Here is a 26,196-nt window from a genome sequence, read left to right on the forward strand (position 1 = left end):
TCTCCGGTAAAGGAGAGGGGTGAACTCCGTTATTGCGGCATGGCATCGCGCGGAATAATCGCGCCGCGATACTGAATGACCGTACTTGCGGTTAAATGCCCGCGTTTTGCCGCTTCTGTCGCGTCGCCACCGGTCAGACGTACCGACAGGTAACCCGCGCTGAAGGAATCCCCTGCTGCTGTGGTATCAACCACTTTTTCTTTCGGCAGTTTCACTGCCGGAACTTCCACCAGTGCTTCACCGGCAATCGCCACCAGGCAGGAGTCTGCGCCGCGCTTGATAACCACTTCTTTTACGCCCGCGCGCTGCGTGCGTTCGATAACTTCTTCTACCGGTTTCTCGCCCCACAGCAGATCTTCGTCATCCAGCGTCAGGAACGCGATATCCGTGCAAGCCAGCATTTGTTGATAAACCAGACGCGTCTCTTCTTTGCTGGCCCACAGGCGCGGACGGTAGTTGTTATCAAAAATCACTTTGCCGCCATTTGCACGGCATGCCTGCAATAACGACAACAGTTTGTTGCGACTTGTCGGGCTAAGAATGGCAAGGCTGATGCCGCTCAGGTAGAGATAATCGAAGGTCGCAAGCTGTTCGCAGATAGCCGCAGACTGCTCGCTCTCCAGCCAGAATTTGGCGGCCGCTTCGTTACGCCAGTAGTAGAACGTGCGTTCGCCGGTGCTGTCGGTTTCGATGTAATAGAGACCAGGCAGGCGATTTTCCATACGTTGTGTCAGGCTGGTGTCGACATCCTCGCTTTGCCAGGCATCCAGCATCTGCTGGCTGAAATTGTCGGTGCCAAGCGCGGTAACATAGTGCACGGAAAGCGCCGCAGGATTGACCTGGCGGGCGATATAAACAGACGTGTTAAGCGTATCGCCACCAAAGCCACGGTTCACTTCCGTGCCTTTTTGTGACAGTTCAATCATGCATTCGCCAATGACGGCAATTTTCCTGGACATAGTCATCAACCTGGATCAGATAAATTAACGGTAGTGTGCGTTAGTGGGTGATTCGTGGTCAACTATATTAAAACAACGTTCCAGTATTTTTTTGAGCTAAAGCCTGTTCCTGGCAGATTTCCCGTCGGCGGTTTTTAAATTTGCCCGCAGACGGAGCGTAAAGTTATCGACACGCCCGCCGATAACTCATTGACGAATTCCTCCCGGTCATCGCCTTCGACAGGACAGCAGAAATGAAGTTAAAGCAGGTCATCCAGCAGCTAAACATTCCGGAAGCAAGCATTGAAAGCTTGCAGGAGCGTCGTTATTGGCTGCAATGCGAACGTGCTTATACTTATCAGCCCATCTATAAAACCGATGGTCGTCTGATGGCTGTTGAAGTATTGACCATTGTTACCCATCCGTCGCAGCCGGAAACGCGAATTGCGCCGGATCGCTACTTTTCCGAAGTGGCGGTGCGCCAGCGTGTTGATGTGGTGCATGAGCAAGTGGCGCTGCTGGCGGAACAAAAAGCGTTTTTCCTCAGCAATGTTGTGCTGGCCTCGGTGAATGTTGACGGCCCAACACTGCTGGCGATGCGCCAGGATACCGATCTGATGACGCTGGTTAATTCGCTGCCGTGGATCCGCTTTGAATTGGTGGAACATATCCGTCTACCGCAGGATTCAACGTTCGCCTCGATCAGCGAAATCGGCCCGCTGTGGCTGGACGACTTTGGCACCGGCATGGCGAATTTCTCTGCGTTAAGCGAAGTGCGTTACGACTACATCAAAGTGGCGCGCGATCTGTTCATCATGCTGCGTAAAACGCCGGAAGGGCAAAATCTGTTCACCATGCTGTTGCAGTTGATGAACCGCTATTGCCAGGGCGTGATTGTCGAAGGCGTGGAAACGCTGGAAGAGTGGCGCGATGTTCAGGATTCACCAGCTTATGCGGCACAAGGCTATTTTCTCTCCCGTCCGGTTCCTTTAGCCAAACTTGAACACGTGATACTCGAACTGTAACCGCAGCCCTTTCCGCGAGCCTCTACTATCTTTATGACAGGTAAGGCTTTAAAGGAAAGGCAGAACGATGACAAAAACGAGTAAAGCGATTATTGCCGTCCTCGCGACGTTGCTGGTGCTGATTGTGGCCGCCATTATCATCATCGCCACATTCGACTGGAACCGCCTCAAACCCACCATTAACGAAAAAGTCTCCATGGAGCTTAACCGTCCGTTCGCTATTCGCGGCGATTTGGGCGTGGTGTGGGAGCGGCAAAAAGAGGAAACCGGCTGGCGCAGTTGGGTTCCATGGCCGCATGTTCACGCCGACGATATTATCCTGGGCAACCCGCCGGGCATCGACGAAGTGACGATGGTGCATTTACCCCGCGTTGAAGCGACGCTCGCGCCGCTGGCGCTATTCACCAAAACCGTTTACCTGCCATGGATCAAGCTGCAACAACCCGATGCCAGGCTGATTCGTCGCTCGGAAAAGCTCAATAACTGGACCTTCACGCTTGCCAGTGACGCCAACAAAGACGCCAACGCGCAGCCTTCCAGTTGGTCATTCCGGCTGGATAATATTCTTTTTGATCGCGGGCGTATCGCGATTAACGATGCGCTTAACCGCGCTGATATCGAGATTCTGATAAACCCCTTAGGCAAGCCGCTGCCGTTTAGCGAAGTGACCGGCAAAAGCGACAGCAAAGTCAAAGCCGGGGATTACGTCTTTGGTTTGACGGCGAAAGGGCATTACAACGACCAGCCGCTCTCCGGCAATGGCAAAATCGGCGGCATGCTGGCGCTGCGCAGCGAAGGGACACCTTTCCCGGTGCAGGCTGATTTCCGCTCCGGTAACACACGCGTGGCGTTTGTCGGCACCATCAACGACCCGATGAACATGGGTGGCGCCGACTTACAACTCAAGTTCGGCGGCAACTCCCTTGGCGAACTGTATGACTTAACCGGCGTGCTGCTGCCGGATACGCCGCCGTTTGAAACCGATGGTCATCTCATCGCGAAGCTCAGCAACGAAAAAGGTTCGGTGTTTGACTATCGCGACTTTAATGGTCATATCGGCGAGAGCGATATTCACGGCACGCTGCGCTACACCACCGGCAAACCGCGACCAAAACTGGAAGGCGACGTTGAATCGCGCCAGTTACGGCTGGCGGATTTGGGGCCGCTGATTGGTGTCGATTCCGGCAAAGGCGCTGAGCAGTCAAAACGCACCGAGCAGCAAAAGGGCGAGAAAGCGGGGCAACCAGCGGGCAAGGTGCTGCCGTATGACCGTTTTGAAACTGACAAATGGGACGTAATGGATGCCGATGTGCGTTTTAAAGGCCGCCGGATTGAGCATGGCTCAACGCTACCCATCAGCGACTTGTCGACCCACATTCTGCTGAAAAATGCCGACCTGCGCCTGCAACCGCTGAAGTTTGGTCTTGCGGGCGGCACCATCTCATCGAATATCCATCTCGAAGGGGATAAAAAACCGATGCAAGGGCGGGCGGAGATTCAGGCGCGGCGGCTGAAGCTCAAAGAACTGATGCCTGATGTTGAACTGATGCAGAAAACCCTCGGTGAGATGAACGGTGACGCAGAGCTTCGCGGCGTGGGCAACTCCGTGGCGGCGCTGCTGGGCACCAGCAACGGCAACCTGAAACTGTTGATGAACGACGGTGTGGTCAGCCGTAACCTGATGGAAATTCTCGGCCTTAACGTCGGCAACTATATTGTCGGTCAGCTGTTTGGTGATGACGAAGTACGGATGAATTGCGCCGCAGCGAACCTCGATTTAGTCAACGGTGTCGCGCGTCCGCAAATCTTCGCTTTTGATACGGAAAACGCGCTGATTAACATAACCGGCACCGCCAGCATGGCGTCGGAACAGCTCGACTTAACCATTGATCCTGAAAGCAAAGGCGTGCGTATTGTCACGCTGCGTTCACCGCTTTACGTGCGTGGCAGTTTTAAAAATCCGCAGGCGGGCGTTAAACCCGGGCCGTTGATTGCGCGCGGTGCGGTGGCGGCAGCGCTGGCAACCTTAGTCACCCCGGCGGCGGCACTGCTGGCGTTGATCTCGCCATCAGAAGGCGAGCAGAATCAGTGCCAGACCATTTTGTCACAGATGAAACACTAAGCAGCTCGACGGGAAGTGGCCCTCTCTTCAGCGAAGAGAGGGCAAAAAGGTTACAGCGACTGGTGTTTGGTTTCGTGAGTCAGCAGCAGCGCGATAAGCGTTAATGTTGCCATCGCGGCCAGGTAAATCCCGACGTACATCAGACCATAATTCGCCTGCAGCCAGGTGGCGATATAAGGTGCCACCGATGCGCCGAGGATCGACGACACGTTGTAAGAGAATGACGCGCCGGTATAACGCACTTCCGTCGGGAACAACTCCGGCAGCAGCGCGCCCATCGGTCCGAAGGTCAGCCCCATCAGGCTCAGACCAATCAGCAGGTAGGCCATCACCAGCGCCGGGCTACCGGAACCGAGCAGCGGCGGGAAAACAAACAGTGCGAACAGAATAATCAGCGACGTGATAACAATCATGCTCTTACGGCGGCCAAACGCGTCCGCCAGCAGGCCAGCGACTGGCACCATCACACCAAAACCGATCACCGCCATCATCAGCATCCACAGCACTTCGTTACGCGGCAGACCCAGGCCCTGCGGCGAGGTACTGAAGGTCATGGAGTAGACCGTCATAATGTAGAACAGCGTGTAGGTCGCCAGCATGATAAAGGTGCCCAGCACGGTGACGCGCATATGTTTGGTCAGCAGCGTGCCCAGCGGCACTTTCACCTGTTTCTTTGCGGCGGCGACTTTGGCGAACACCGGTGTTTCATGCAGCGAAACGCGAACGTACAGACCAATCAGCACCAGCACGGCAGAGAAGATAAACGGCACTCGCCAGCCCCACGCCATAAACTGCTCATCGGTCAGTAACCAGGAGAGCAGCAGGAAGGTGCCGTTCGCAAAGAAGAAGCCAATTGGCGCGCCCAATTGCGGGAAAGAGCCGTACAGCGCGCGCTTGCGCGGTGGGGCGTTTTCCGTGGCCAGCAGCGCCGCGCCGCCCCATTCACCGCCCAGCCCCAGACCCTGGCCGAAACGCGCCAGTGCCAGCAGCAACGGTGCCATTACGCCGATGGTTTCGTACCCCGGCAGCAGGCCGATCAGCACGGTTGAAATCCCCATTGTCAGCAGCGATGCCACCAGCGTCACTTTACGGCCAACGCGGTCGCCAAAGTGTCCAAACACAGCGGAACCAATCGGGCGCGCAATAAAAGCAATGGCAAAGGTCGCCAGCGACTGTAGCGTGGCGGCCGTCGGGTCGCCCTGCGGGAAGAAGATATGCGGGAACACAATCACCGCGGCGGTGGCGTAAATATAGAAATCGAAGAACTCGATGGCGGTGCCAATCAGAGACGCAACGACGACTTTATTACGTGAATTTACCGGCGGATTTTCCTGCTCGTTGTCGAAAGTTGTAGCTGTAGCTTGCATAGAATTTTCTTATTTTTGCGCGAACGAACGACCATATTAGCCACAGCAAAAGCGACATTTCAATCTGTAACAAACCGGGTTTTAGCGCAAAAAACAGGCAAAAAGCGAATAATTTTCAGACTCACGATTTACCTTCTATGAAATGCTTCACAGTTTTTAATAATTAGAGAATAAAACTAGTTTTTGGTTAAATAAAAGTTACGGACTGGATTTTCATGCTGAAATCGCCGAGCGGGCTGAAATATTCCATTTCCCTCAGCCCGATAGCAGGATTAGCGGTGGGTTTTGTCCGGCATGCGCGGGTCACCTTTGTACTGCGCGGTGGCGATCCACGCGGCGCAAAATAGCGTCAGACGAGCAAAGAAGTAGAAGAATGCCATCAGCCCGAGCACAGAACCAAACGCCGCGCCGGAGGGCGATTTCACCAGCGATGGCAGCGTCCAGGTCATGATGATTTTGATCACTTCAAACCCAATTGCGGCGAGAAATGTACCGCGTATCAGCGCCTTCTTGCGCGGACGGTGGCGCGGCAAGCGCCAGAAGATCCAGAAGAAGAGCAAATAGTTCGCGAAAATCGAAATGGCCAGGCCAATCAGCCGCCAGGCTGGTTTCAGCCATTCAATGTAATTGAGATGCAGCACGTTGATGATCAACTGCTGCGCGGAGCCCGCCACCGACGTTATTGAAAGCGTGACGATCAGCGCGACTAACAAGCCAATCAGCGAAATGAAGTCGCGGAAATACTTTACCCAGATTTTTTCTTCATCCTGCGCGTTACGCTCCCAGACATCTCGCGACTGGGCGCGGATCGCCTCACGCAGGTTGCCGGTCCAGTTCACGCCGGAATAGAGGGCGATAGCCAGCCCGACAATCCCTACCGTCGTGCGCTGCTGCACGGCAATATTGAGGGTGTTTTGCAGTGTCGAAGCCATCGTCGGGTCGCTCACGCTCATCAGGATTTTATTGAAGATGTCCTGCAATAGCGTTGGGTGCGAGGCGAGTACAAAACCGGCGGCGGCAAACGACACCATCATGATGGGTATCATCGACAGAAACGAGAAGTAGGTGATAGCCGCGCCAAACTGGTTACCCATGCGGTCGTTAAAACGTTCCGTTGCGCGGATCAGGTGTGCAACCACAGGCCAGCGCTGGATCTTTTGCACCATGTCGGTGAGGGATGCCAGCGTTGTACTGGCGGCTGTGGGGGCAGAATGTTTCTTTTCGGTGGGCTGCTCAGCCATCTTCCTGACGGGTTCGTAGTCGAGGTCTTGCGTCGGGCGTTTTTCATGATTTTCCGGCGTCATCAGGTCTGTTTTCCTTCTCCTGAATGTGTTGTAACTGAAATTATAGCTGCTAGTGGTCGATGTAATCCTTCAGCACGGTTGCCAGCCACTCCATAAACAGATGCACGCGGCGCGACAAATTACGGCGGTGCGGGTAAATCAGCGAAACCGGCATCGGTTCCGCACGATATTGCGGCAGGATCTCTACCAGTTTCCCCGTCCGCAGCGCTTCGCGTACACCCACGCGCGGAACCTGAATAATCCCTAATCCGGCCAGACAAGCAGCGTGGTATGTTTCGGTGCTGTTTACCGTCAGTATTCCACCCGTTTTCACCCAGTGTGTCTGCTTATCCTGCCAGACCTCAAAGCCCGGCGGGCGCGTACCGAGGTTAACGGCGTAATGCACCAGTGCGTGGGAGGATAAGTCGTCGAGGGTTTCGGGGTAGCCAAAACGCGCCAGATAATCGGGGCTGGCGCAGTTAATGACCGACAGCCGACCGAGCTGGCGGGCGATCAGGCCGGAATCTTTGAGCGTGCCGACGCGCACGACGCAGTCGAACCCTTCGCGAATAATATCCACCAGCCTGTCGCTGCTGCTGAGCTCCAGTTCAATGCCGGGATATTGTTGCAGGAAAGCGGGCAAGCGCGGGATCACAAGGTTTTTCGCCACCCCGACCGGCATATCGACGCGCAAACGACCGCTGATGCTCGATGGATCATGCAGGAACATGCCGTCGAGCTCATCCATATTCGCCAGCAGATCTTTCGCCCGCTCGTAGTAAACCATGCCGTCCTGCGTAAGCTGGACGCGGCGCGTGGTGCGGTGCAACAACTGGGTGCCGAGGTGCGTCTCCAGCGCCTGAATCTGGCGCGATACGCTACCTTTAGGCAGCCCCATCGAATCCGCCGCGCGGGAAAAACTCTCCAGTTCCGCCACGCGGATAAACAGTTGCATTGCGTAAATTTTATCCATCATCACTCTCGATTGTTGCCTGTAATGAAACAGTGAAGCGTAATTTAGCACCTTTATTGTTTATTCGTCAGCTAATAAGCTTTTTCCACAGTCTCACATCAGCGAAAACGAGGTTTCTTATGACACAACATATTGCTTTAGTGACAGGTGGCAGCCGCGGTTTGGGTAAGAACGCGGCGCTGAAGCTGGCGGCGAAGGGAACGGGTATTATCCTGACCTACAACAATAACGCCGAAGAAGCGCAGAATGTGGTGCGTGAAATTGAACAAAAAGGCGTGAAAGCGGTGGCATTGCAGCTTAACGTCGGCGATATCACCGGGTTTGATGCTTTTTTGCGTAATGTGCAGGAACAGTTGAAATCGGTATGGCAGCGCGAGACATTTGATTATTTATTGAACAATGCTGGCGTCGGTATCAGCGCAACTTTCGCTGAAACCAGCGAAGAGCAATTCGACCAGATGGTAAACATCCACTTTAAAGGACCGTTCTTTCTGACGCAGTTGCTGTTGCCGCTGATTAAAGAGGGCGGGCGCATTCTGAATGTTTCGACTGGCTTAACGCGTTTCTGCCAGCCGGGTCGCGCCAGCTACGCCGCAGTAAAAGGGGCGATGGAAGTGTTGACCCGCTATCAGGCAAAAGAGTTAGGCGAGCGCGGTATTTCCGTCAACATCATCGCGCCGGGCGCGATTGCCACCGATTTCAGCGGCGGTGTGGTGCGGGATAATGAGCAGGTTCACCAGTACATTGCCTCGCAAACTGCGCTGGGCCGCGTCGGACAGCCGGATGATATTGGCGATGCGATTGCCGCGCTGCTGAGCGACGATTTGGCCTGGATGACGGCGCAGCGCGTGGAAGTGTCGGGCGGGATGTTCCTGTAAAACCGGTCACGCCCGGCGGCGTTTTCGCCCCGGGCGTGCAGTATTACTGTTTCTGAAAATGCGTTACCCGGACGCGCGCCGGTTGCTGTTTTTTATCCAGCGAACCGCTGATGCCGACCAGTTCATCCGGCGACACGGATTTACCATCAAATATCGCCGTTGGGATATAGACCTGAATTTGATCGGTTTTGTCGCGGAACAGGTAGATATCACCGCTCTCCTTCTCAACCAGGTTACCGCGCAGCGAGACGGACGCGCCATCATGCAGGGCTTTTGCCTGTTTGACGGTCATGGTGCGCGCATCTTCCATGCCGCGATAGCCGTCATCCATTTTATGCGGCGGTGGCGGCGCTTTGTCCGCTTTCAGACCGGGTGCATCTTCTGCGAATGCCGTCATGGAGAACAGCGCCACCAGACCGGCGGCAAGCACAATTTTCTTCATAACCTCTCCTGAATATTGCCAGAACACGTCCTTAAGCCTGGCAGAGCATAGCGAAGTATGCTGATGAATTATCATTTTTCGTCATATTCGTGGCGCAGTAAGCCAAACAGCCAGTCGTTATGCCAGCGTCCTCCCAGCCAGTAGGACTCGCGCAGTTCGCCTTCGAGGATAAATCCTGTTTTTTCCAGTAAATGCCGGGATGCGCCATTACCCGCCGTTACGGTGGCGGTAAGTTTGCGGATACCCCCTTCGTTAAAGGCAAAGTCGCACAGCGCTTTTAGCGATTCCTGGCCATAGCCTTTGCCCTGCGCGGCAGTCGCGAACAGGAAGCCGACTTCGGCGCAATCATCCTCGCGGTGAATATAACCGGTGACGCCCAGCGGTTCGTTTGTCGCCGTGTCGCGTACCAGCAGGCAGAGCCAGTGTCGGCTGCCGGGGGACCAGGGAGCAAGCCGGGTGTCGAATGCTTCACGGATCTCATGTTCACTCCGGGCATCGGCAACATAGCGCATTACCTGCGGATCTTGTTGCAGCGAAATAAAGAATGGCCATGCCTCTTCTGTTATTGGCGAGCAGGTTAGTCTTGGGGTAAAAAGTATTAACACAGTGAATATCTCCTGCTGTTTTTTTTTCGGCTTGAAACCACTATCACTGATAATAATCGTCAACTGAGCTATCTTTTAGCTACTCATAAATAAAGAAAAAATTAAGCGCTCAGGTTGGCCAGTTAATTGTTTCTTCAGTTGTACTTAAAGGAAAATAATGACTCTTTCTGCCCCCTTGAATACGGGTGAACAGTTTGAAAAATGCATTGCTATTATTCGCGAGGCGTCTGTTGAAATCTTATTGCTGCTGAATGTGCATTTTGATGAAGGCAAAGACCCGCGCTGGTTTTTGGAACAACTGGATGTTGCTCGCCTGAGTTTGGGTGGCTGGGGCGCGGTGGCTAAACGACTCAAACTCAACGATGCGGAATTAACACAGTTCACTTTACAGCTTCGTCACTTGCAGCAGCTCGTTCCGCGTTATGAAAACGGGCAGAATGTGACGGAAAATCAGCTTATTGCGGCGCTGCGATTTATTAGCGCGCTGGAAAACCTGCGTAATAAGCAGAAGTTGCTGAGCTACAACACCGCCTTGCCGTCGGATGAGGCGCAGCAGCGGCAAGGGCTACAGCAGCTACGCGCCATGGAAACGATGATTAAATCGCTGGTGATGCAGGTATGGCCGGATAGCGAAAAGCTGCGTAATCACCTGAAAACCCAGTTTGGTGCCGATCGTGTTCGGCGCTGGTTACGGCTTGGCGATCACAACGATGTACTGAGCGGTATGCGGTTTAGCGAGCTGGCGCTGTTACTGATAGATAAAAAAGAGTTTAGCCAGCGTTATGCCCGGCTGTTTAATGACGCCTCGGAATTGAACCTGCTACTGGAACCGCGCAAAACGTTGCAAACCTTTCTGGATGACATTCGCCAGATGCGCGCAAGCGTGGTGTCAGGACAGCCGCTCACCTCTAATCAGTTGCTCTTATTGAACAGCTATTATCCGCAAATTACCGGACCGGTTCAGCGCGCGTTTGACGAGGGGCGCACGCAAACCAATCCCGCTGAAATACTGCGTGAGGCCGGCGGGGATTTAGACGCTTACTGGGAGCAGACGCGGAAAAAAGATCGCGCTGCCGGAGGTGATGCGATGCCGATGCGTGACAGTATTGATAAACCTGCAAAACGGTCGGTGCGCAGCCGCGAAGAGCGCGACCAGATGCTCTCTGGCGTGCTGTGGAGCGCGGTTGGTGTGATGGTGTTGCTGATGGTGATTGGCGCCTTCTGGATGTTTACCAGCGGGATGTCTGGACCAGTGGCGCGCCAGGCCCGGGTTACTGTGCCGATTGCCGAGGATCGCGAACGCCCCTCACCAAAAGAGGAACTCAGCCGCCTGGGGCTGCCGCGTGACGAAAATAACTTCCGCGCGGCGATTGATCGCAACGATACGCGCGTGGTGTCGCTGTTTTTACGTACCGGGATGAACTGGAAACTCTCCTGGACGGAAAACGCGGTGATAGCGGATTACAATGATGTGCTGGATCTGTTGCTTCGTTACCGCCTGCAAATGGATGAAAATCGCCCATGCCGACGTTTTATCACCACGCTGACGCACGAAATGGCGGCCAATAACAAAAAGCTGACCTCGATTACACGCGACTATTTACGCGCGTTTTGTACCGTCAAGCCGGTAGTTGATCGCCAGCGGTATGAGATGGAGCAAGCGCAGTTACGTTTCGAGGCCGATCCGTCGGATGAAAATCGCAAGTGGTCGGATATTCAAACCTCGATTTATGACGTGATTGATTAATTTTCTCAGGCAGATGCTTTGGCGTTACGAACAGCAAACTGGCACATCCTGGTCGCTTACATTTGTAAGCGCCAGGATGTGCCAGCGTAGCCAATCAAGTGATAGCGCGCCGCTGAAGCGGCAGCTTACGGTTCGCCGTACAAACCGATAAGGCGGCGCACCACACCGTTCGTCCAGCCAAAACCATCCTGTAACGGGTATTCACCCCCGCCACCTTCTCGCGGCGTACTGCTGGCGATGTGGTACTTCTCAATCAGCTTGTGGTGCTGCTGATAGTAGTGATTCACCGTCTGCAACCAGCTATGGGCGATTTCATTGCCCAGCGAGTCGTTACCGTACATTTTGAAGCCCTGAATCGCCATCCATTGCAGCGGTGCCCAGCCGTTGGGTTTATCCCACTGTTCGCTGGTTTCGTACTCTGTTGCCAGAATACCGCCAGGCGTGAGCAGGCGTGCTTTTACGGCGTCCGCCAGACGTTCTGCCTGCTCATGAGTTGCCATCCCAACATACAGCGGGACAATACTGGCTGCGGAAAACAGCGCCATCTGCTCACGACGCCAGTCGTAGTCGCGATAACAGCCATTCTCGTCATCCCACAGATAGCGGTTCACGGCCGCGCGGCGATCGCTCGCTTTCTGGCGGAACAGCGCTTCACGCTCTCTGTCGCCTTTCAGCCCGGAAATATTAGCGATAGCGCTTTCCAGTTTGAACAGAAACGCGTTCAAATCAATCGGGATAAACTGCGTGGTGCGAATGCTCGCCAGCCGTTGCGCATCGCGCAGCCAGCGTGAAGAGTAGTCCCAGCCGGAAGCCGCGCCCGCGCGCAAATCGCGATAGACTTCACTTGCCGGTCGCCCGGAATGGCGCGCGGTTTCAACGTCCTCAAGCCAGGATTCGTCGCGCGGCGTGTCGCGATCGTCCCAGTAGCGGTTGAGCAGCGAACCGTCTGGCATACGCACTGCGTGGCGGTACGCCTGGTTCAGCGCCAGCGATTCAGCGCCATCCATCCAGAACGCGTACTCCATTAACAGGTGATCAAGATAGCGCCGCGCACCGCGTACGCCGTCCTCTTCAAATAGCTCGACCATCAGTGCGAAAACCGGCGGCTGCGAGCGGCTCAGATAATAGGTGCGGTTGCCGTTCGGAATATGACCGTAACGCTCAATCATCCACGCGAAGTTATCCGCCATACAGCGCAGCAAATCGTCGCGACCGCTCTCTGCCAGCCCCAGCATAGTGAAGTAGGAATCCCAGTAGTAGGTCTCGCGGAATCGCCCGCCGGGCACAATGTAAGCCTGCGGCAGCGCCAGCAGAGAGGACCACGGAATGTGATCCTGCGGCTCGCGGGTGAGTATCGGCCACAACTGGTCGATATGCTCTTTTAACGAGTTCTCCGGGTTGGAGACGTACGCTTTGGAATAGTCCTCTGGCATCCAGAAATGCGCTTTCACGAATTGGCGCAGATCGAACTCCGGTTTACGTTTGATTTTGCGATAGCGAATCAGAATATCGAGCGGATCCATTTTCGGCGCGCAGTCGGGAAAGGTTTTGCTGTCGGCAAAAATGCGCGACGACTGCACGTGTTCAAACAGTTCAAGGTAACGATCGGCAGGGGTTAGCGCGTCGGACGCCGGTAACCCTTCGATCATTTCCGGCTCCGGCTCCGCCTCGATCATTTCATCCAGTTTTAACTCGCACGGATCGGTTTCGTAAACGATCTCTTCCTCAATCACGAACTCGACGGATTCTGCGCTTTGTAGTTTCTGGTTGAACATAAGGATTATGGCCTCCGGATGTCGTCGTAAAAAATTACGGGTGTTGCCCGGCTATCTATTAAGCGTAGACATTCGCTTCGATCCGTGAAGGACGAAGTGTGCGGTCGATCACATTTTAGCGCAGTAAGAAATGAACGCTAAAACACACAACCTACTGATTAATAGTGTATAAAACGTACTGAAGCTTATTTAACGCAGCGGCGAAATTAGGAGCATTCGTTTTGCAACGATTTGTGAATAATCGCCCGCAGAACCTAATCATGGGGTGTAGCCGGTCAGTACCCCCGCAATGACTGAGGAAAAGCCTTTGCAGCTCGTCTCTATTACGTTAGAGCAATGTCTCGATATCCGCCATACGGTACTGTGGCCGCATTTTCCCCGCAATGCTTCGCGCGTAGAAGGTGATGACGATGCCCGCCATTTTGGTGTGCTTGAAACCGGGCAAATTGTCAGTTGCTTATCGGTTTTTATGCTTGGTGAACGGCAGTGCCAAATCCGTAAATTCGCCACCTTGCAAACGTATCAGCAGCAAGGTTATGGCCGCTTTCTGTTGCAAGGCGTGCTGGAAAAGTTAGTCCAGGCGGGCGTTGAGTTTGTGCAGCTCGATGCCAGAATAGCGGCGGTGGCGTTTTACACACGTTTTGACTTTATTGCGCAAGGCGAGCCGTTTTACAAAAAAGAAGTGCAATACATTCGTATGTCGCGCACGTTGTAAAACCCGGCGACGAACGCCGCCGGGGTAAGGATCAACGCGGGATTTGCTGCGTAATGCAGTGGATGTTGCCACCGCCGAGCAAAATCTCACGCGCCGGAACGCCAGTAATGACGAAATCCGGGAACATCTCTTCGAACAGCGCTTGCGCTGCGCCATCGGTCGCCGGATCCAGCAGCGGGTAAATAATCTGCTGGTTACTGACCAGGTAGTTAACGTAGGAACCTGCCAGGCGGTTGCCTTCGTGGCGCTCAATCGCTGTGCCTTTTTCGACATCGCTGGTCTCTTCAGCGCTGGCGAACAGCGGCAGCGGAGATGGTACTTTCCACACTTTCAGCGTGCGCCCTTGGGCATCTTTAGTGTTTTCCAGCACCTCAAGTGCGGCAACGGAGCGCGCGTACTGCGGGTCGTCTTGATCATCTGTCCAGTGCAGCGCCACTTCCCCAGGACGAACGAAACAGCACATGTTATCGATATGACCGTCGGTTTCGTCATTGAACACCCCTTCCGGCAACCAGATAATCTGCGACACGCCCAGGTAGTCGCGCAGTTGCTGTTCGATCTGCGCTTTGCTCAGATGCGGGTTACGGTTCGGGTTCAGTAAACACTCTGCGGTGGTCAACAATGTGCCTTCGCCATCGACATGAATGGAGCCGCCTTCCAGCACCAAATCGGTGTTATAGCATGGCATCTGGTGGTAAGCCGCAACCTGCTTGGCCACCAACTGATCGCGATCCCAGCTTGCATACAAACCGCCATTCAGCCCGCCCCAGGCGTTAAATGTCCAGCTAATACCACGTTTTTCACCCGCGTTATTCATTACCACGGTTGGGCCGGTATCGCGCATCCAGGCATCATCGCTTTCCATTTCTACCAGCGTCACTTCCGCTGGCATGGTGGCGCGCGCTTTGGCCATTTCGGCGGCAGGCACACCCATGATCACTGGCGTGTTGCGCGAAATCGCTTTGGCGACCGCAGAAAACGCCTGCTGCGCCGGCGCGGCGTCGGCACGCCAGTTATCGGTGCGGTAGGGCCAAATCATCCACACTGCCTGATGCGGCGCCCATTCTGCCGGCATGGCGAAACCGTCTTTCACGGGCGTGGTCAGCTGTACCATCGCTTAGCTCCTTACGCTGCCATCGGAGGTGGCAATCGCGCTGTACATATTCGGGCGGCGATCGCGGAACAGCCCCCACGCGGCGCGCTGTGCGGCAATGGCGTCGAGATCGAAGGTGTGCACCAGCACCGCTTCGTCAGTTTTGTTTGCCTGCTCAACCAGTTCACCGGTTTGATCGGCGATGAAGGAGGAGCCATAGAAAGTCATTTCCAGACCTTCGATGTATTTGCTGGTTTCGGTGCCAATACGGTTAGACGCAATCACCGGAATGACGTTTGCGGCGGCGTGGCCCTGCTGAACGCGCGTCCAGTGCGGCTGGCTGTCGATATCCGGATAAGCCGGTTCTGAACCAATCGCGGTCGGGTAGAAAATCACTTCCGCGCCTTGCAAGGCGAGAACGCGAGCGGTTTCCGGGAACCACTGATCCCAGCAGATGCCGACGCCGATTTTCGCATAGCGGGTGTTCCACACTTTGAAACCCGTGTCACCAGGGATAAAGAACTGTTTCTCCTGGTACGCCGGCCCGTTTGGAATATGGGTTTTACGGTAGGTATCCAGCACGCTGCCGTCGGCGTCAATCATCACCAGCGAGTTGTAATAGGCGTTGTTGCTCTTTTCAAACAGGCTCAGCGGCAGTACCACTTCCAGCTCTTTGGCCAGCGCAGAGAAGTGTTTGATCAATGGGCTATTCGCTACTTCCTGCGCCAGTGCGTAGTGTTCCGGGCTTTGATCGATGCAGAAGTAAGGCGCGGCGAACAGCTCCTGAATCAGGATCACCTGCGCGCCTTTGCTGTGCGCTTCACGCACCAGACGTTCAGCGTTTTGAATGTTCTTATCCAGATCCCAGCTACACGCCATTTGCGTTGCGGCGACGGTTACATTTCTCATAAAAAACTCTCCCGTTGTTCTCGGTTCAGGCAGTGCAAATCGTCAGCACTTATTTTGCTGCAAACTATAGCAACGAAATACGTTATGCATAAAATGTATTGTTATCATGAAAACATGAACAGGATGCATAGTAGTGATCGACCTGAATTTGCTGCGGCTGGTGCCGATTCTGGCGAAAGAGAAGAGCGTGACCCGTGCGGCGCTGAAAGCGAATCTGTCGCAATCTGCTTTTAGCCATGCCCTGAATCGCCTGCGTGAGCAGCTCAACGATGAGATGTTTATCCGCACGCGCAACGGCATGGAACCGACGCCCTACGCCGCGATGATGATCCCGGTGATCGAGAGCGCGCTGAGCAAGCTGGATACCGCCACGCGTGGACCAAGCCATTTCGACCCGCTGCGCGACGCACACACGTTTTACATTGGCGCGGTGGACTATTTCGAGTTCATGTTTATGCCGGTTCTGACCGCGCGGTTTAAAACTATTGCGCCAAATGTCCGGCTGTCGGTCGATATTCTTTCAGAAACCATTAAGGTTGAGCGGGTGGAGCAGGGGCAACTGGATGCGTTTATCGGTGTCGATAACGTTCAGCATATCCCGCATTATTTTAATAAACATAAGCTTATCTCCGACCACTTTGTCGCTATCGCTTCCGTCGAACGCACCGATTTGCCGGAACAGCTCACCATGAGACATCTGGTAAGTGAAGCGCAAATCCATTTACCGGCGGTCAGCTCCGGCGCGGATCATATTGACGGCTGGCTGCTCGAACAGCACCTCTACCGGCCGCTGGCGACGGTGGTACAAAGTTACGCCGTTGGCGGGCGCGTGGCCGTAGCGACTGGCTATTTGATGTGCGTGCCGTTTCGCATTGCCAGGGAACTGGCAACAATGTTGCCGCTGCGCATTATGCAACTGCCGGAGGGCGCGCCATCGTATGATTTGCTGCTGCTGACCCATCGATTATTCGACTACCAGCCAGCGGTGCAGTGGCTGATTACGGAGCTCAAAGCGGCGAGGATTTAGATGAAAGTGATTTTAATACGCCATCCTCAAACTGAGTGGAACCGGGCGGGGATTATCCAGGGGCAGCTCGATAGCCCGCTAACGACACGCGGGCGCGAAGAGAGCCTCGCTTTGATTCGCGGGCTGCGGGATGCGGGGTTTCACCCTGACGTCGTTTTTTCATCCCCGCTCGGCAGGGCGCAACAGATGGCTTTGTTAATCGCGGAACAATACCACTGTGATATCCGCCTCGACGAGGCGTTACAGGAACAGAATTTCGGTGAGTTTGATGGTCGGCTGCTGAGCGATATTCGCCGGGAATATCCCCGTTTCGCGGATGATGAGGCTTTTCAACCGCCGCAGGGGGAATCGCTGGTGCAGGCCGCGCAGCGATTGCTCGGATTTTTACACCGCTTACCGGACATCTGCCCACATCACACGGTAGCACTGGTGTCGCACGGACAAATTATGCAGGCGGCGATAGCGCAGTTGTTGGAAACTTCTCTTGAAAATGTGGCGCGTTACCACCATCCCAACTCCAGTTATTCGCTGCTGGAGATTAACGACGACACCTGCCGGGTAGTGCGCTGGGGAGTGGCCAGCCATTTGCTGGGGTTAAAAAGCGGCTAATTGTCGCGCCTGATGGTCACTTCTTAAAAAAGCCGGTAATTTTTTGCATCAACGACGGTTTCCCCTCTGGTATTGCCCACGACGGATTTAATAAATCGCCCGGCAGCAGATAGAGGCGGTCATCATCGTCCCGCACTTGCGCCTTCAGGACTGCAGCGATTTCCAGCATTTTGCAGTAGAGCGGTTCTGCGGGCGATTTGGCGGTGATTGCGCCATCATTCCACTCCAGCCAGCAGGTTTCTTGCCCTTTCCATAGCGCGTAAAATTCACCGTTGCGCCGATCAAAAGCGAGCTCTTCATCATGATTCACCAGTTGAACCCACTCTTCGCTGCCGATCGGCTGCGTTTCACTTTCCGACCAACATTCCGCCCGGGTGATATGCATTTCCCAGCCCATCTGTTACGCCTTTTCTGTCGTTAAATAGGTTCGCTATCGTGCCAGAAAAGAGGGGCGGAATAACGTTTCTGGCTGCATTAAGCAAAAAAAGAAGCCCGTACTGGGCTCCTTTGTTGTTTCGCTTACCGGGAACTTGATGTTGCGCCCGGTTTTACACTCAGTTGTGCTTGTTATTCAGTTCAAAGCGCGGCGATACCAGGCCATACAGCGTCCAGCCGAGGAAAGTCACAATGGAGCCGTACAGCATCGCTTCTTCACCCGAAGAGTAAAGTGCGTAGAAGCTATACAGCGCACCGATGAACGCGACAGCGTTCGCGGCTTTCGCTTTTGTCGGGTTGACGTTGGCCATTTTTTGGATGATCACCAACGCGGCCATCGACAGGATATACGGGATGATATTGGTCACCACCGCCAGGTTAACCAGCACGTTAAACTGGCTATTCAGCGACGGGCTAATAGTCATCAGCGATAACCCACTCTGGATAATCACGATAGCGAGCATCCCTTGTACCGGGGCATCCACTTTAGTGACGCGCGAGAAGATTTTCGGAAAATAACCCTCATCGGCTGAAGATTTAAACACCTGAGCAATGGTGAACTGCCAGCCCAGCAGCGAGCCGCAACAGGACATGATCATCAGCGCCATGATCACTTTCCCCACCGCCGGCGTAAACATCTGCGCAAAGGCCAGACCGAACGGCGCAGTTGAGTTCGCCAGATCCATATTCGGCACGATCCCGGCAATAACGTTGGTAGAGATGATGTAGATCACCGCCGCGCCCAGCGTGCCGCCGAGTACGGCAATCGGTACGTTACGTTCCGGGTTTTCCACCACTTCCGCATTCGCACAGGCGGATTCCAGGCCAAGGAATGCCCACAATGTCATGGCGATGGAAGAACCGACCGCCCCGAAGAAGGGAACGTGATGCGGGTTCCACGCCTCAACATACATGGTGGGGCTAAACCAGAACCAGCCGATGATGCACAGACCCACCACCGGGATTATCACACCCCAGACGGTAATACCACTGATCTGCCCGGTGACGCGCGCACCGCCAAAGTTCGCTACGGTACACAGCCACAGCACGCCGATAGTCGCAAGGCCGATTTGCACCGGCGAAAGCGTGACACCAAACAGCTCAGTGCCATAACCCACCGCGGAAATCGCGATAGCGACGTTAGCAATCAGCAGCGAAACACCGTAGGTGTAGTTCGCCATAAAGTTGCCGGATTTGCCAAATGCATACTCGGCATAGCCACCCATGCCGCCGGATTTACGGCTGAACATTCCGCACTTGGCGAAAGCCCAGGCCAGCGCCATTGACCCAACAGCTGTCACCAGCCATGAAATAATCGAGATAGTGCCGACTTCAGATAATTTAGTGGGCAGCATAATTATCCCGGAGCCCATCATATTGACCATGGTCAGAACGGTGAGCTGGACGACGCCCATTTTATTGGATTTGGTGGAACTCATAATTTTTCCCCTTTCAGCAGCGCGCGTTGTTCCTCGCGTGGCTTAACGACGTAGCACCACACTTGTTTACGGCCGTCGTGTTCTTCGAGATAGACACCCTGAAGCTCCGGCGCAAAGCCCGGCAGCAGGTTGATCCCCTCTTCCAGTGCGCTGAAGTAACGCAGTACCGCACCGCCCCAGACTTCGCCCGGAACCACGCACAGCACGCCCGGCGGGTAAGGAAGCGCGCCTTCTGCCGCAATGCGGCCTTCGGCTTGTGGCAAGCGAACCAGTTCCACTTCACCACGCAGATAGGCGTAATTCGCTTCCTGCGGGTTCATACTGACGCGCGGGAAATGTGATTTACGGAACATCTCTTTCTGCAACTGCTTCACATCATGCTGGGCGTACAGGTCATGCATTTCCTGGCACAGCTGACGCAGGGTGTAACCGGCGTAACGCGCTTCGTACTGCTTGTAGATAGACGGCAGTACGTCAGCCAGCGGCGCATCGGACTCAAGCAGTTTTTCGAAACGTACCAGCAGGGCGACAAGCTGTTGCAGCTTGGCCATGTCTTCCGCTGGCGTCAGCAGGAACAGGATGGAGTTGAGATCGCATTTTTCCGGTACCACGCCGTTTTCGCGCAGGAAGTTGGCAAGGATGGTTGCCGGTACGCCAAAAGCGTCATATTCACCGGTGCGCGCATTAATGCCCGGTGTGGTGAGCAGCAACTTGCAAGGATCAACGAAGTATTGATGTTCAGCGTAACCTTCAAAGGCGTGCCAGCGTTCGCCCGGAATAAAGTGGAAGAAACGCAGATCGTTGGCGATCTCGGCTGTTGGGTAAGATTGCCACGGTTTGCCATCGACCATTTCCGGTACAAACGGGCGGATATGCTGGCAGTTATCGAGGATCAGTTTGCGTGCATCAATGCCGTTGGCGACACAATCCATCCACATATTGCGACCGCTCACGCCTTCATGCATTTTGGCGTTAATGTCCAGCGCGGCGAACAGCGGGTAAAACGGGCTGGTGGAGGCGTGCATCATAAAGGCGTTATTCATGCGCTTATGCGGCACATAGCGTGACTGACCTTTGATATGGCTGTCTTTTTTGTGGATCTGCGAGGTCTGAGAAAAACCGGCCTGCTGTTTGTGCACGGATTGCGTGACCAGAATGCCCGGATCGTTTTCATTCAGCTCCAGCAGCAGCGGCGAACAATCCGCCATCATCGGAATAAACTGCTCGTAGCCCACCCAGGCAGAATCAAACAGGATGTAGTCGCACAGGTGGCCAATTTTATCCACCACCTGACGAGCGTTGTAGATAGTGCCGTCATAGGTGCCAAGCTGAATCACCGCCAGGCGGAACGGACGCGCATCTTTCGCACGCTGCGGTGCCGCTTCGTTAATCAACTCACGCAGATAATCCTCTTCGAAACAGTGCGCATCGATACCGCCGATAAAACCGTACGGGTTACGCGCCGTTTCCAAATAGATTGGCGTTGCGCCAGCCTGCAGCAGCGCGCCGTGGTGGTTGGATTTGTGGTTATTGCGATCAAACAGCACCAGATCGCCCGGCGTCAGCAGCGCATTAAGCACCACTTTGTTGGAAGACGATGTACCGTTCAGCACGAAGTAGGTTTTATCGGCGTTGTAGACTTTGGCCGCATGTTGCTGAGCAGTGCAGGGGGCGCCTTCGTGGATCAGCAGATCGCCCATGGCGACATCTGCGTTGCACAGGTCAGAACGAAAAAGCGTTTCGCCAAAATATTCCACGAACTGATTGCCCGCCGGATGGCGACGGAAAAATTCACCGCCCTGATGCCCAGGACAATCAAACGCGCTATTGCCCTGCGCGACATAGTCAACCATGGCGCGGAAAAACGGCGGGCGCAGCTCTGTTTCATAATGGCTGGCAGCTGTTTCCAACTGGCGACCATAAAATTCGGTGCGGGCTTCGTTACCTTCAAACGCCCCTGAAATGCGCGGCAAATGCTCTGCCGGGACGCGTTCATCATTTTGCGTGGCGACAAAAACAGGAATGCCATATCCCGTGGCATCAATTTCATCAAGTTTACCTCGTTCAATATCATTGACAGATAACACGATGGCAGCCACATCAATGAAACGAGTTTCATCAATATTGACAATATTGCGCAGGGTGGAAAAACAATCAGGGCATGAACGGCTTACAGCAATTTTTAAATCAGACATTTTCGGTTTCTTTATTTGCAGATAATAGCAGGTCCTCAATTTCTCAATCGAGAAATTGATATTTCCGGAAAAATAAAAGTTCTGCACCAATTAATAAATTAGTACTTTGCTTTTTATTGGATGTAATAAACCCTAACCTGTCCGGTCACAGAAAATACAAAGGCTTATTTGGTTGAGTACCACGGGATACAGGCGTTTAGCCTGTACGACAACGGATCAGGAGGACCTGTATACTGGAGTGCCCCGAGTCGAAAGACTACTGGGCATTAAAGAAATGGAAGTCGAAGCTATTGCGGTTGGCAAACATCATAATATGCGTAGTACGCCTGATATGAGGCATTGTACGGCTATTATTTTCCATTTTATTTACCTCTCCTGGGTAGATGTAAGGTGAAGGGTATTTTATCCAGGAAATGGCTATTATGTGTGATAAGGATCAATAAAAAACGATCGCTGTAGAAATATTTAATCGCGTTTTATGCATATTTCAGGATAACGGCGCTGTTTGTTTATTAAATGTTATATTTGTATTAATTATATTAAATCCCCAAACAAGAAAAATGCTGTAATAAATGATTTCTTTTCCATGAATTAATAAAAATTAATTTTATGGTTATTTAAAAAATATGAATAATAATTCCCTAAATGATCTGACAACCGCATGGATTCATTGGTTTAGTGAATATAAATGACATTTGAGTCGCGAAAGCGGCAGAGGAAGGCGCCTGATGAGCCGAACCTGATGAGCCGAATATGAAGAGACAATAAAAAAGAGAAGCCTGTTGCGGCTTCTCTTCTGGGTTATCGCGATGCAAGGGGAAGGCGCTGCTTAACGCATGGTAACGAATTCTTCCGCTGCTGTCGGGTGAATGGCAACCGTGTTATCGAAGTCTTTTTTGGTCGCGCCCATTTTCAGTGCCACCGCGAAGCCTTGCAGCATCTCGTCCATGCCGGAGCCGATACCATGAATGCCGACAATTTTCTCCTCCGGGCCAACGCACACCAGCTTCATACGACACGGCTGGCGGTGGGTGGTCACAGCGGTATACATCGCGGTGAAGGATGATTTATAGATTTTCACCTGGTCATCGCCGTACTGCTCACGTGCTTGCGGTTCGGTCAGGCCAACGGTGCCAATCGGCGGATGGCTGAACACCACGGTCGGGATGTTGCTGTAGTCCAGATGCTCATCCGGCTTGTTGTTAAACAGGCGTTCGGAGAGGCGGCGACCGGCAGCCACGGCGACCGGCGTCAGTTCTACCGCACCGGTGTTATCGCCCACCGCGTAAATGCCCGGCACGCTGGTGTTCTGGAACTTATCGACTTCGATATACCCTTTGTCGTTGGTTTTCACGCCGGTGACCGCAAGGTTGAAATTATCGGTTGCCGGTTCGCGGCCAATCGCCCAAATCAGGCTGTCCACGGTTTGTGAACGGCCATCTTCCAGCGTCAGCGTCAGGCTGCCGTCGGCGTTTTTCACCACCTCTTTCGGCACCGCGTGGGTGTGCAGCGTCGGGCCTTCTGCCGCCATCACTTCAACCAGCGTTTCAGTGATTAACGGATCAAAGCTGCGCAGCGGCGCGTGTTTACGCACGAACAGGTGCGTTTCGGCACCCAGACCGTTGATCACGCCCGCCAGTTCCACGGCGATATAACCTGCGCCAACCACCGCCACGCGTTTTGGCAGCGCGGGCAGTGCGAAGAAACCGTCGGAATCAATACCGTATTCCACGCCCGGAATATTCGGGTGGCTTGGACGGCCGCCGGTGGCGATCAGGATATGGTCGGCAGTGATCGTTTCGCCGTTCACTTCCACGGTTTTGGCATCGACAAAGCGCGCGAAACCCCGGATCACATCGACATTGTTTTTACCCAGCACGTTATCGTACGAGGTATGAATGCGGTCAATGTAGGCGCTACGGCTGGCAACCAGTTTGCTCCAGTCGAAATGGTTTACGGTAGTATCGAAGCCGTAATCCGGGCCGTACAGATGAATCGCTTCAGAAATCTGTGCCGCGTGCCACATCACTTTTTTCGGCACGCAACCGACGTTCACGCAGGTGCCGCCAAGTTCTTTTGCTTCGATCAGCGCGCATTTTTGACCGTACATAGCCGCACGGTTAATCGATGCGATACCGCCGCTGCCGCCGCCAATAGCGATGTAGTCGTAATGTTTGCTCATGGTTGTTTCCTTAATCCTGAACGAAGTCGAAAATATTCGCGATTGTAGCGCGCAGCCGAAAAGGTTCCACCAATGGCTGCGATTACTCCGGCACCACCTGGTGAATCAGCGTATGCCCGGTACCGGCTGGCACCAGTTTGCTGTGCAGCCACGGCAGCACGCTGTTCATTTGCGCTTCGAGTTTCCACGGTGGGTTAATCACAATCATGCCGGAAGCCGTCATGCCGCGCTGATCGCTGTCAGGGCGCACGCCCAGCTCGATTTGCAGGATGTTGCGAATGCCGGTGGCTTCCAGATCGCGCAACATACGTTTGATTTGCTGGCGCAGCACCACCGGATACCACAGTGCGTAAACGCCGGTGGCAAAACGTTTGTAACCTTCGTGGATACCGCTGACTACCGCCTGATAGTCGGTTTTCATTTCGTAGGGCGGATCGATAAGGATCAAACCACGACGGGAAACCGGCGGCAGCTTGGCTTTTAACTGCTGATAGCCGTCGCCGCGCGCGACGCGAGTGCGGCTATCTTTCTGGAACTCCTGGCGCAGCAGCGGGTAGTCGCTCGGGTGCAGTTCAGTCAACAGCAGGCTGTCCTGCTCGCGCAGTAGTTCGCGGGCAATCAGCGGAGAACCCGGGTAGTAACGCAACTGCTCGCTACGGTTGAAATGACGCACCACGTTCATGTACGGCTCCAGCTCAGCCGGTAAATCATCCTGCTGCCAGATACGGGCAATGCCTTCCAGATATTCGCCAGTGCGTTCTGCATGTTCGCCGGAAAGCTGATAGCGCCCGGCACCTGCGTGGGTGTCGAGATAGAGAAACGGTTTCTCTTTTTCTTTCAGCGCTTCGATTATCAGGCTCTGAACGGTGTGTTTAAGGACGTCGGCATGGTTGCCTGCGTGGAAGCTGTGGCGATAACTGAGCATGGATACTGAGATTCCGGAAAATAAACGAGATTTCGCACAGTTTACCGCAGATTGGCGCAGATTACCGTAGCCCGCGCCCGCTTGTTTCAGCGGGGCGCAAAAAGTTTCAAAACATAACTGTGTCATGAAAATGTCAAACTGCGGGGCTAGCGTCGCTTTCAGGCAAGGCAATTGTTTGAATAAAAGGATAAAAAATGAAAATTCGTCTCACGCTTTTAACTGCCGCGCTGCTACTGGCTCATCAGGCGAGCGCGAAAGATATTTCCGTTATGCAAGCGCGCGATATCGCGAATACGACGACGCCTGCGTCAGAAAGCCAGGCGTATGTTGTACTGGAAGCGCAGTCGCTGGCGGGCTTGCGCCAGGCGTTGCAGGGAAGTGCCTCCTCGTTGACGCGCGATCAACTTGAGCACTCAGCCCAGCATCAACAAGCGGACAACGCGTGGCTAAAAGCGCGGGGTTATGACTTCCAGGTCAAAGCCAATCAGCAAGCCGGGATTGCACTACTTTCCGCATTTAGTTCGCTGCCAAAAACGACGCTGGATGCCAACCTGCAAACTGCCGAGGAAATTAACCTCAACGCGACAAAAGGTTTACGTCGCCAGGCGCTGGCCGATGCCGAAGGCATCAGCTATCTCTACTTTATTGCCGATGCGCTGGGACCAAAGCTGGGCAAAGCGTTTCTCACCGCCTATGACAAAGGCGAGTTGGGTAAAGCCGCGGCGCTGATCAAAGCTACGGAGATCAGCACCAGCGCGGCGAAAAAGCACTTTGATTACAAGCGTCCATTCCTGATTGCGGGCAACACCATTCACCTGGTGGCGGACGATGTGGTGGTGAAAGACAATAAAGCCTACACCGCAGACGGCGGCTCTTTCCCGAGCGGCCACACCAATACCGGCTATACCGATGCGCTGCTGATGGCGGAAATGCTCCCGGAACGTTTTGATGCGTTGATGACGCGCGGTGCGCGCTACGGCTACTCGCGCGTGGTGTTAGGCGTGCATTATCCGCTGGATGTTATGGGGTCGCGCATGGTGGCGCAGCGCAATGTGGCGCATTACCTCAACGATGCGGCTTACCGTGCGATGTTTAACGAAGCCCGCGATCAGTTGCGTGCCGCGCTGGAAAAAGAGTGCGGTACGACGCTGGCGCAATGCGCGCAGACCGCCGGTAAAGACGATCCTTATCGTGACCCGGCAATGCGCGATTTCTACCGCTTTACAATGACCTACGATCTGCCACAACAGAAAGGGGCAGCGAAAGCGGTGACTGTACCGCAAGGCGCAGAAGTGCTGCTGGAAGCGGCGCTGCCGAACCTTTCTGCCAGTCAGCGCCGTGCGTTGATGGTCAAAACGGCCTTACCGGCGGGTTACCCGCTTTCCGGCACGACAGATGAGCAAAATTTCTGGCAGCGTTTGAACTTGTCCGCCGCCTTCGAAATGGCGCATAAAGCGCGTTGAGTTATCCGCATAACGACGCCCGGCTGGTGCAATGTCGCCGGGCTTTTTC

Annotated in this window: 23 protein-coding genes; 8 read left to right on the plus strand and 15 right to left on the minus strand. The window is 54.2% G+C overall.

Features of this window, described 5'->3' with window-relative positions:
• Positions 1-29: 29 nt before the first annotated feature.
• Entirely contained in the window at positions 30-959 is a 930-nt protein-coding gene (locus JKP81_RS07705; RefSeq protein WP_200551263.1) for a sugar kinase, read from the minus strand.
• 233 nt (positions 960-1,192) lie between these two features.
• Here JKP81_RS07705 and pdeH point away from each other — a divergent pair, with 233 nt between their 5' ends.
• Entirely contained in the window at positions 1,193-1,963 is a 771-nt protein-coding gene (pdeH, locus tag JKP81_RS07710; RefSeq protein WP_200551264.1) for a cyclic-guanylate-specific phosphodiesterase, read from the plus strand.
• Between the two features lie 67 nt (positions 1,964-2,030).
• On the plus strand, positions 2,031-4,085 hold the full coding sequence (locus JKP81_RS07715; RefSeq protein ID WP_200551265.1) for an AsmA family protein: 2,055 nt from the start codon (positions 2,031-2,033) through the stop codon (positions 4,083-4,085).
• A 50-nt stretch (positions 4,086-4,135) separates the two neighbouring features.
• On the opposite strand, the gene JKP81_RS07720 is transcribed toward JKP81_RS07715, so the two are convergent.
• From JKP81_RS07720 to JKP81_RS07730, 3 genes are all read right to left on the minus strand, one after another.
• The gene (locus tag JKP81_RS07720) at positions 4,136-5,452 is read right to left on the minus strand and encodes an MFS transporter (RefSeq protein ID WP_200551266.1); all 1,317 of its coding nucleotides are present in this window, start codon (positions 5,450-5,452) and stop codon (positions 4,136-4,138) included.
• A 272-nt stretch (positions 5,453-5,724) separates the two neighbouring features.
• Positions 5,725-6,756 carry an inner membrane protein YhjD gene (gene yhjD, locus JKP81_RS07725; RefSeq protein ID WP_200551267.1) on the minus strand — a complete coding sequence of 344 codons (1,032 nt, stop codon included), beginning with the start codon at positions 6,754-6,756 and terminating at the stop codon, positions 5,725-5,727.
• A gap of 49 nt (positions 6,757-6,805) precedes the next feature.
• Positions 6,806-7,708 (minus strand): LysR family transcriptional regulator, encoded by a 903-nt coding sequence (locus JKP81_RS07730; protein ID WP_200551418.1) that lies wholly within the window; start codon positions 7,706-7,708, stop codon positions 6,806-6,808.
• 119 nt (positions 7,709-7,827) lie between these two features.
• On the opposite strand from JKP81_RS07730, the gene JKP81_RS07735 reads away from it, so the two are divergent.
• Positions 7,828-8,586 carry an SDR family NAD(P)-dependent oxidoreductase gene (locus JKP81_RS07735; RefSeq protein WP_200551268.1) on the plus strand — a complete coding sequence of 253 codons (759 nt, stop codon included), beginning with the start codon at positions 7,828-7,830 and terminating at the stop codon, positions 8,584-8,586.
• Between the two features lie 43 nt (positions 8,587-8,629).
• On the opposite strand, the gene JKP81_RS07740 is transcribed toward JKP81_RS07735, so the two are convergent.
• Both JKP81_RS07740 and JKP81_RS07745 read right to left on the minus strand, forming a co-directional pair.
• Positions 8,630-9,028 carry a YdeI family stress tolerance OB fold protein gene (locus JKP81_RS07740; protein ID WP_200551269.1) on the minus strand — a complete coding sequence of 133 codons (399 nt, stop codon included), beginning with the start codon at positions 9,026-9,028 and terminating at the stop codon, positions 8,630-8,632.
• A 71-nt stretch (positions 9,029-9,099) separates the two neighbouring features.
• Positions 9,100-9,642 (minus strand): GNAT family N-acetyltransferase, encoded by a 543-nt coding sequence (locus JKP81_RS07745; protein WP_370568870.1) that lies wholly within the window; start codon positions 9,640-9,642, stop codon positions 9,100-9,102.
• A gap of 148 nt (positions 9,643-9,790) precedes the next feature.
• On the opposite strand from JKP81_RS07745, the gene JKP81_RS07750 reads away from it, so the two are divergent.
• A complete protein-coding gene (locus JKP81_RS07750; RefSeq protein WP_200551271.1) occupies positions 9,791-11,380 on the plus strand; it encodes an STY4199 family HEPN domain-containing protein in 1,590 nt (529 codons plus the stop codon).
• A gap of 125 nt (positions 11,381-11,505) precedes the next feature.
• Here the strand turns inward: JKP81_RS07750 and JKP81_RS07755 are convergent, their stop codons facing one another.
• On the minus strand, positions 11,506-13,155 hold the full coding sequence (locus JKP81_RS07755; RefSeq protein ID WP_017458277.1) for an alpha,alpha-trehalase: 1,650 nt from the start codon (positions 13,153-13,155) through the stop codon (positions 11,506-11,508).
• 307 nt (positions 13,156-13,462) lie between these two features.
• Here JKP81_RS07755 and JKP81_RS07760 point away from each other — a divergent pair, with 307 nt between their 5' ends.
• Complete coding sequence (locus tag JKP81_RS07760; RefSeq protein ID WP_200551272.1) at positions 13,463-13,870, plus strand: GNAT family N-acetyltransferase; 408 nt, start codon at positions 13,463-13,465, stop codon at positions 13,868-13,870.
• Positions 13,871-13,901: 31 nt separating this feature from the next.
• Here JKP81_RS07760 and aguA read toward each other — a convergent pair whose 3' ends face one another.
• Positions 13,902-14,984, minus strand: a complete 1,083-nt coding sequence (aguA, locus tag JKP81_RS07765; protein WP_200551273.1) for an agmatine deiminase — start codon at positions 14,982-14,984, stop codon at positions 13,902-13,904.
• Between the two features lie 3 nt (positions 14,985-14,987).
• Positions 14,988-15,872, minus strand: a complete 885-nt coding sequence (gene aguB, locus JKP81_RS07770; protein WP_200551274.1) for an N-carbamoylputrescine amidase — start codon at positions 15,870-15,872, stop codon at positions 14,988-14,990.
• Between the two features lie 133 nt (positions 15,873-16,005).
• Between aguB and JKP81_RS07775 the strand changes: the two genes are divergently transcribed.
• A complete protein-coding gene (locus JKP81_RS07775; protein WP_200551275.1) occupies positions 16,006-16,899 on the plus strand; it encodes a LysR family transcriptional regulator in 894 nt (297 codons plus the stop codon).
• Positions 16,900-17,508: a histidine phosphatase family protein gene (locus JKP81_RS07780; protein WP_200551276.1), complete on the plus strand. Its 609-nt coding sequence runs from the start codon at positions 16,900-16,902 to the stop codon at positions 17,506-17,508.
• Between the two features lie 16 nt (positions 17,509-17,524).
• On the opposite strand, the gene JKP81_RS07785 is transcribed toward JKP81_RS07780, so the two are convergent.
• From JKP81_RS07785 to JKP81_RS07810, 6 genes are all read right to left on the minus strand, one after another.
• Positions 17,525-17,905: a hypothetical protein gene (locus tag JKP81_RS07785; protein ID WP_200551277.1), complete on the minus strand. Its 381-nt coding sequence runs from the start codon at positions 17,903-17,905 to the stop codon at positions 17,525-17,527.
• A 157-nt stretch (positions 17,906-18,062) separates the two neighbouring features.
• A complete protein-coding gene (potE, locus tag JKP81_RS07790; RefSeq protein ID WP_200551278.1) occupies positions 18,063-19,382 on the minus strand; it encodes a putrescine-ornithine antiporter in 1,320 nt (439 codons plus the stop codon).
• On the minus strand, positions 19,379-21,577 hold the full coding sequence (speF, locus tag JKP81_RS07795; RefSeq protein ID WP_200551279.1) for an ornithine decarboxylase SpeF: 2,199 nt from the start codon (positions 21,575-21,577) through the stop codon (positions 19,379-19,381). The genes potE and speF overlap by 4 nt, the downstream gene beginning before the upstream one ends.
• Positions 21,578-21,833: 256 nt before the next feature.
• Entirely contained in the window at positions 21,834-21,938 is a 105-nt protein-coding gene (gene speFL / locus JKP81_RS07800; RefSeq protein ID WP_200551280.1) for a leader peptide SpeFL, read from the minus strand.
• Positions 21,939-22,406: 468 nt separating this feature from the next.
• Positions 22,407-23,759: a glutathione-disulfide reductase gene (gene gorA / locus JKP81_RS07805; RefSeq protein WP_020455643.1), complete on the minus strand. Its 1,353-nt coding sequence runs from the start codon at positions 23,757-23,759 to the stop codon at positions 22,407-22,409.
• Between the two features lie 82 nt (positions 23,760-23,841).
• Positions 23,842-24,684, minus strand: coding sequence for a 23S rRNA (adenine(2030)-N(6))-methyltransferase RlmJ (locus JKP81_RS07810; RefSeq protein WP_200551281.1), 843 nt, complete (start codon positions 24,682-24,684; stop codon positions 23,842-23,844).
• Positions 24,685-24,878: 194 nt separating this feature from the next.
• Between JKP81_RS07810 and JKP81_RS07815 the strand changes: the two genes are divergently transcribed.
• A complete protein-coding gene (locus JKP81_RS07815) occupies positions 24,879-26,147 on the plus strand; it encodes a phosphatase PAP2 family protein (RefSeq protein ID WP_200551282.1) in 1,269 nt (422 codons plus the stop codon).
• Positions 26,148-26,196 lie beyond the last annotated feature (49 nt).

The organism is Kosakonia sp. LAM2021, assembly GCF_016620385.1.
Lineage (GTDB): Bacteria > Pseudomonadota > Gammaproteobacteria > Enterobacterales > Enterobacteriaceae > Kosakonia > Kosakonia sacchari.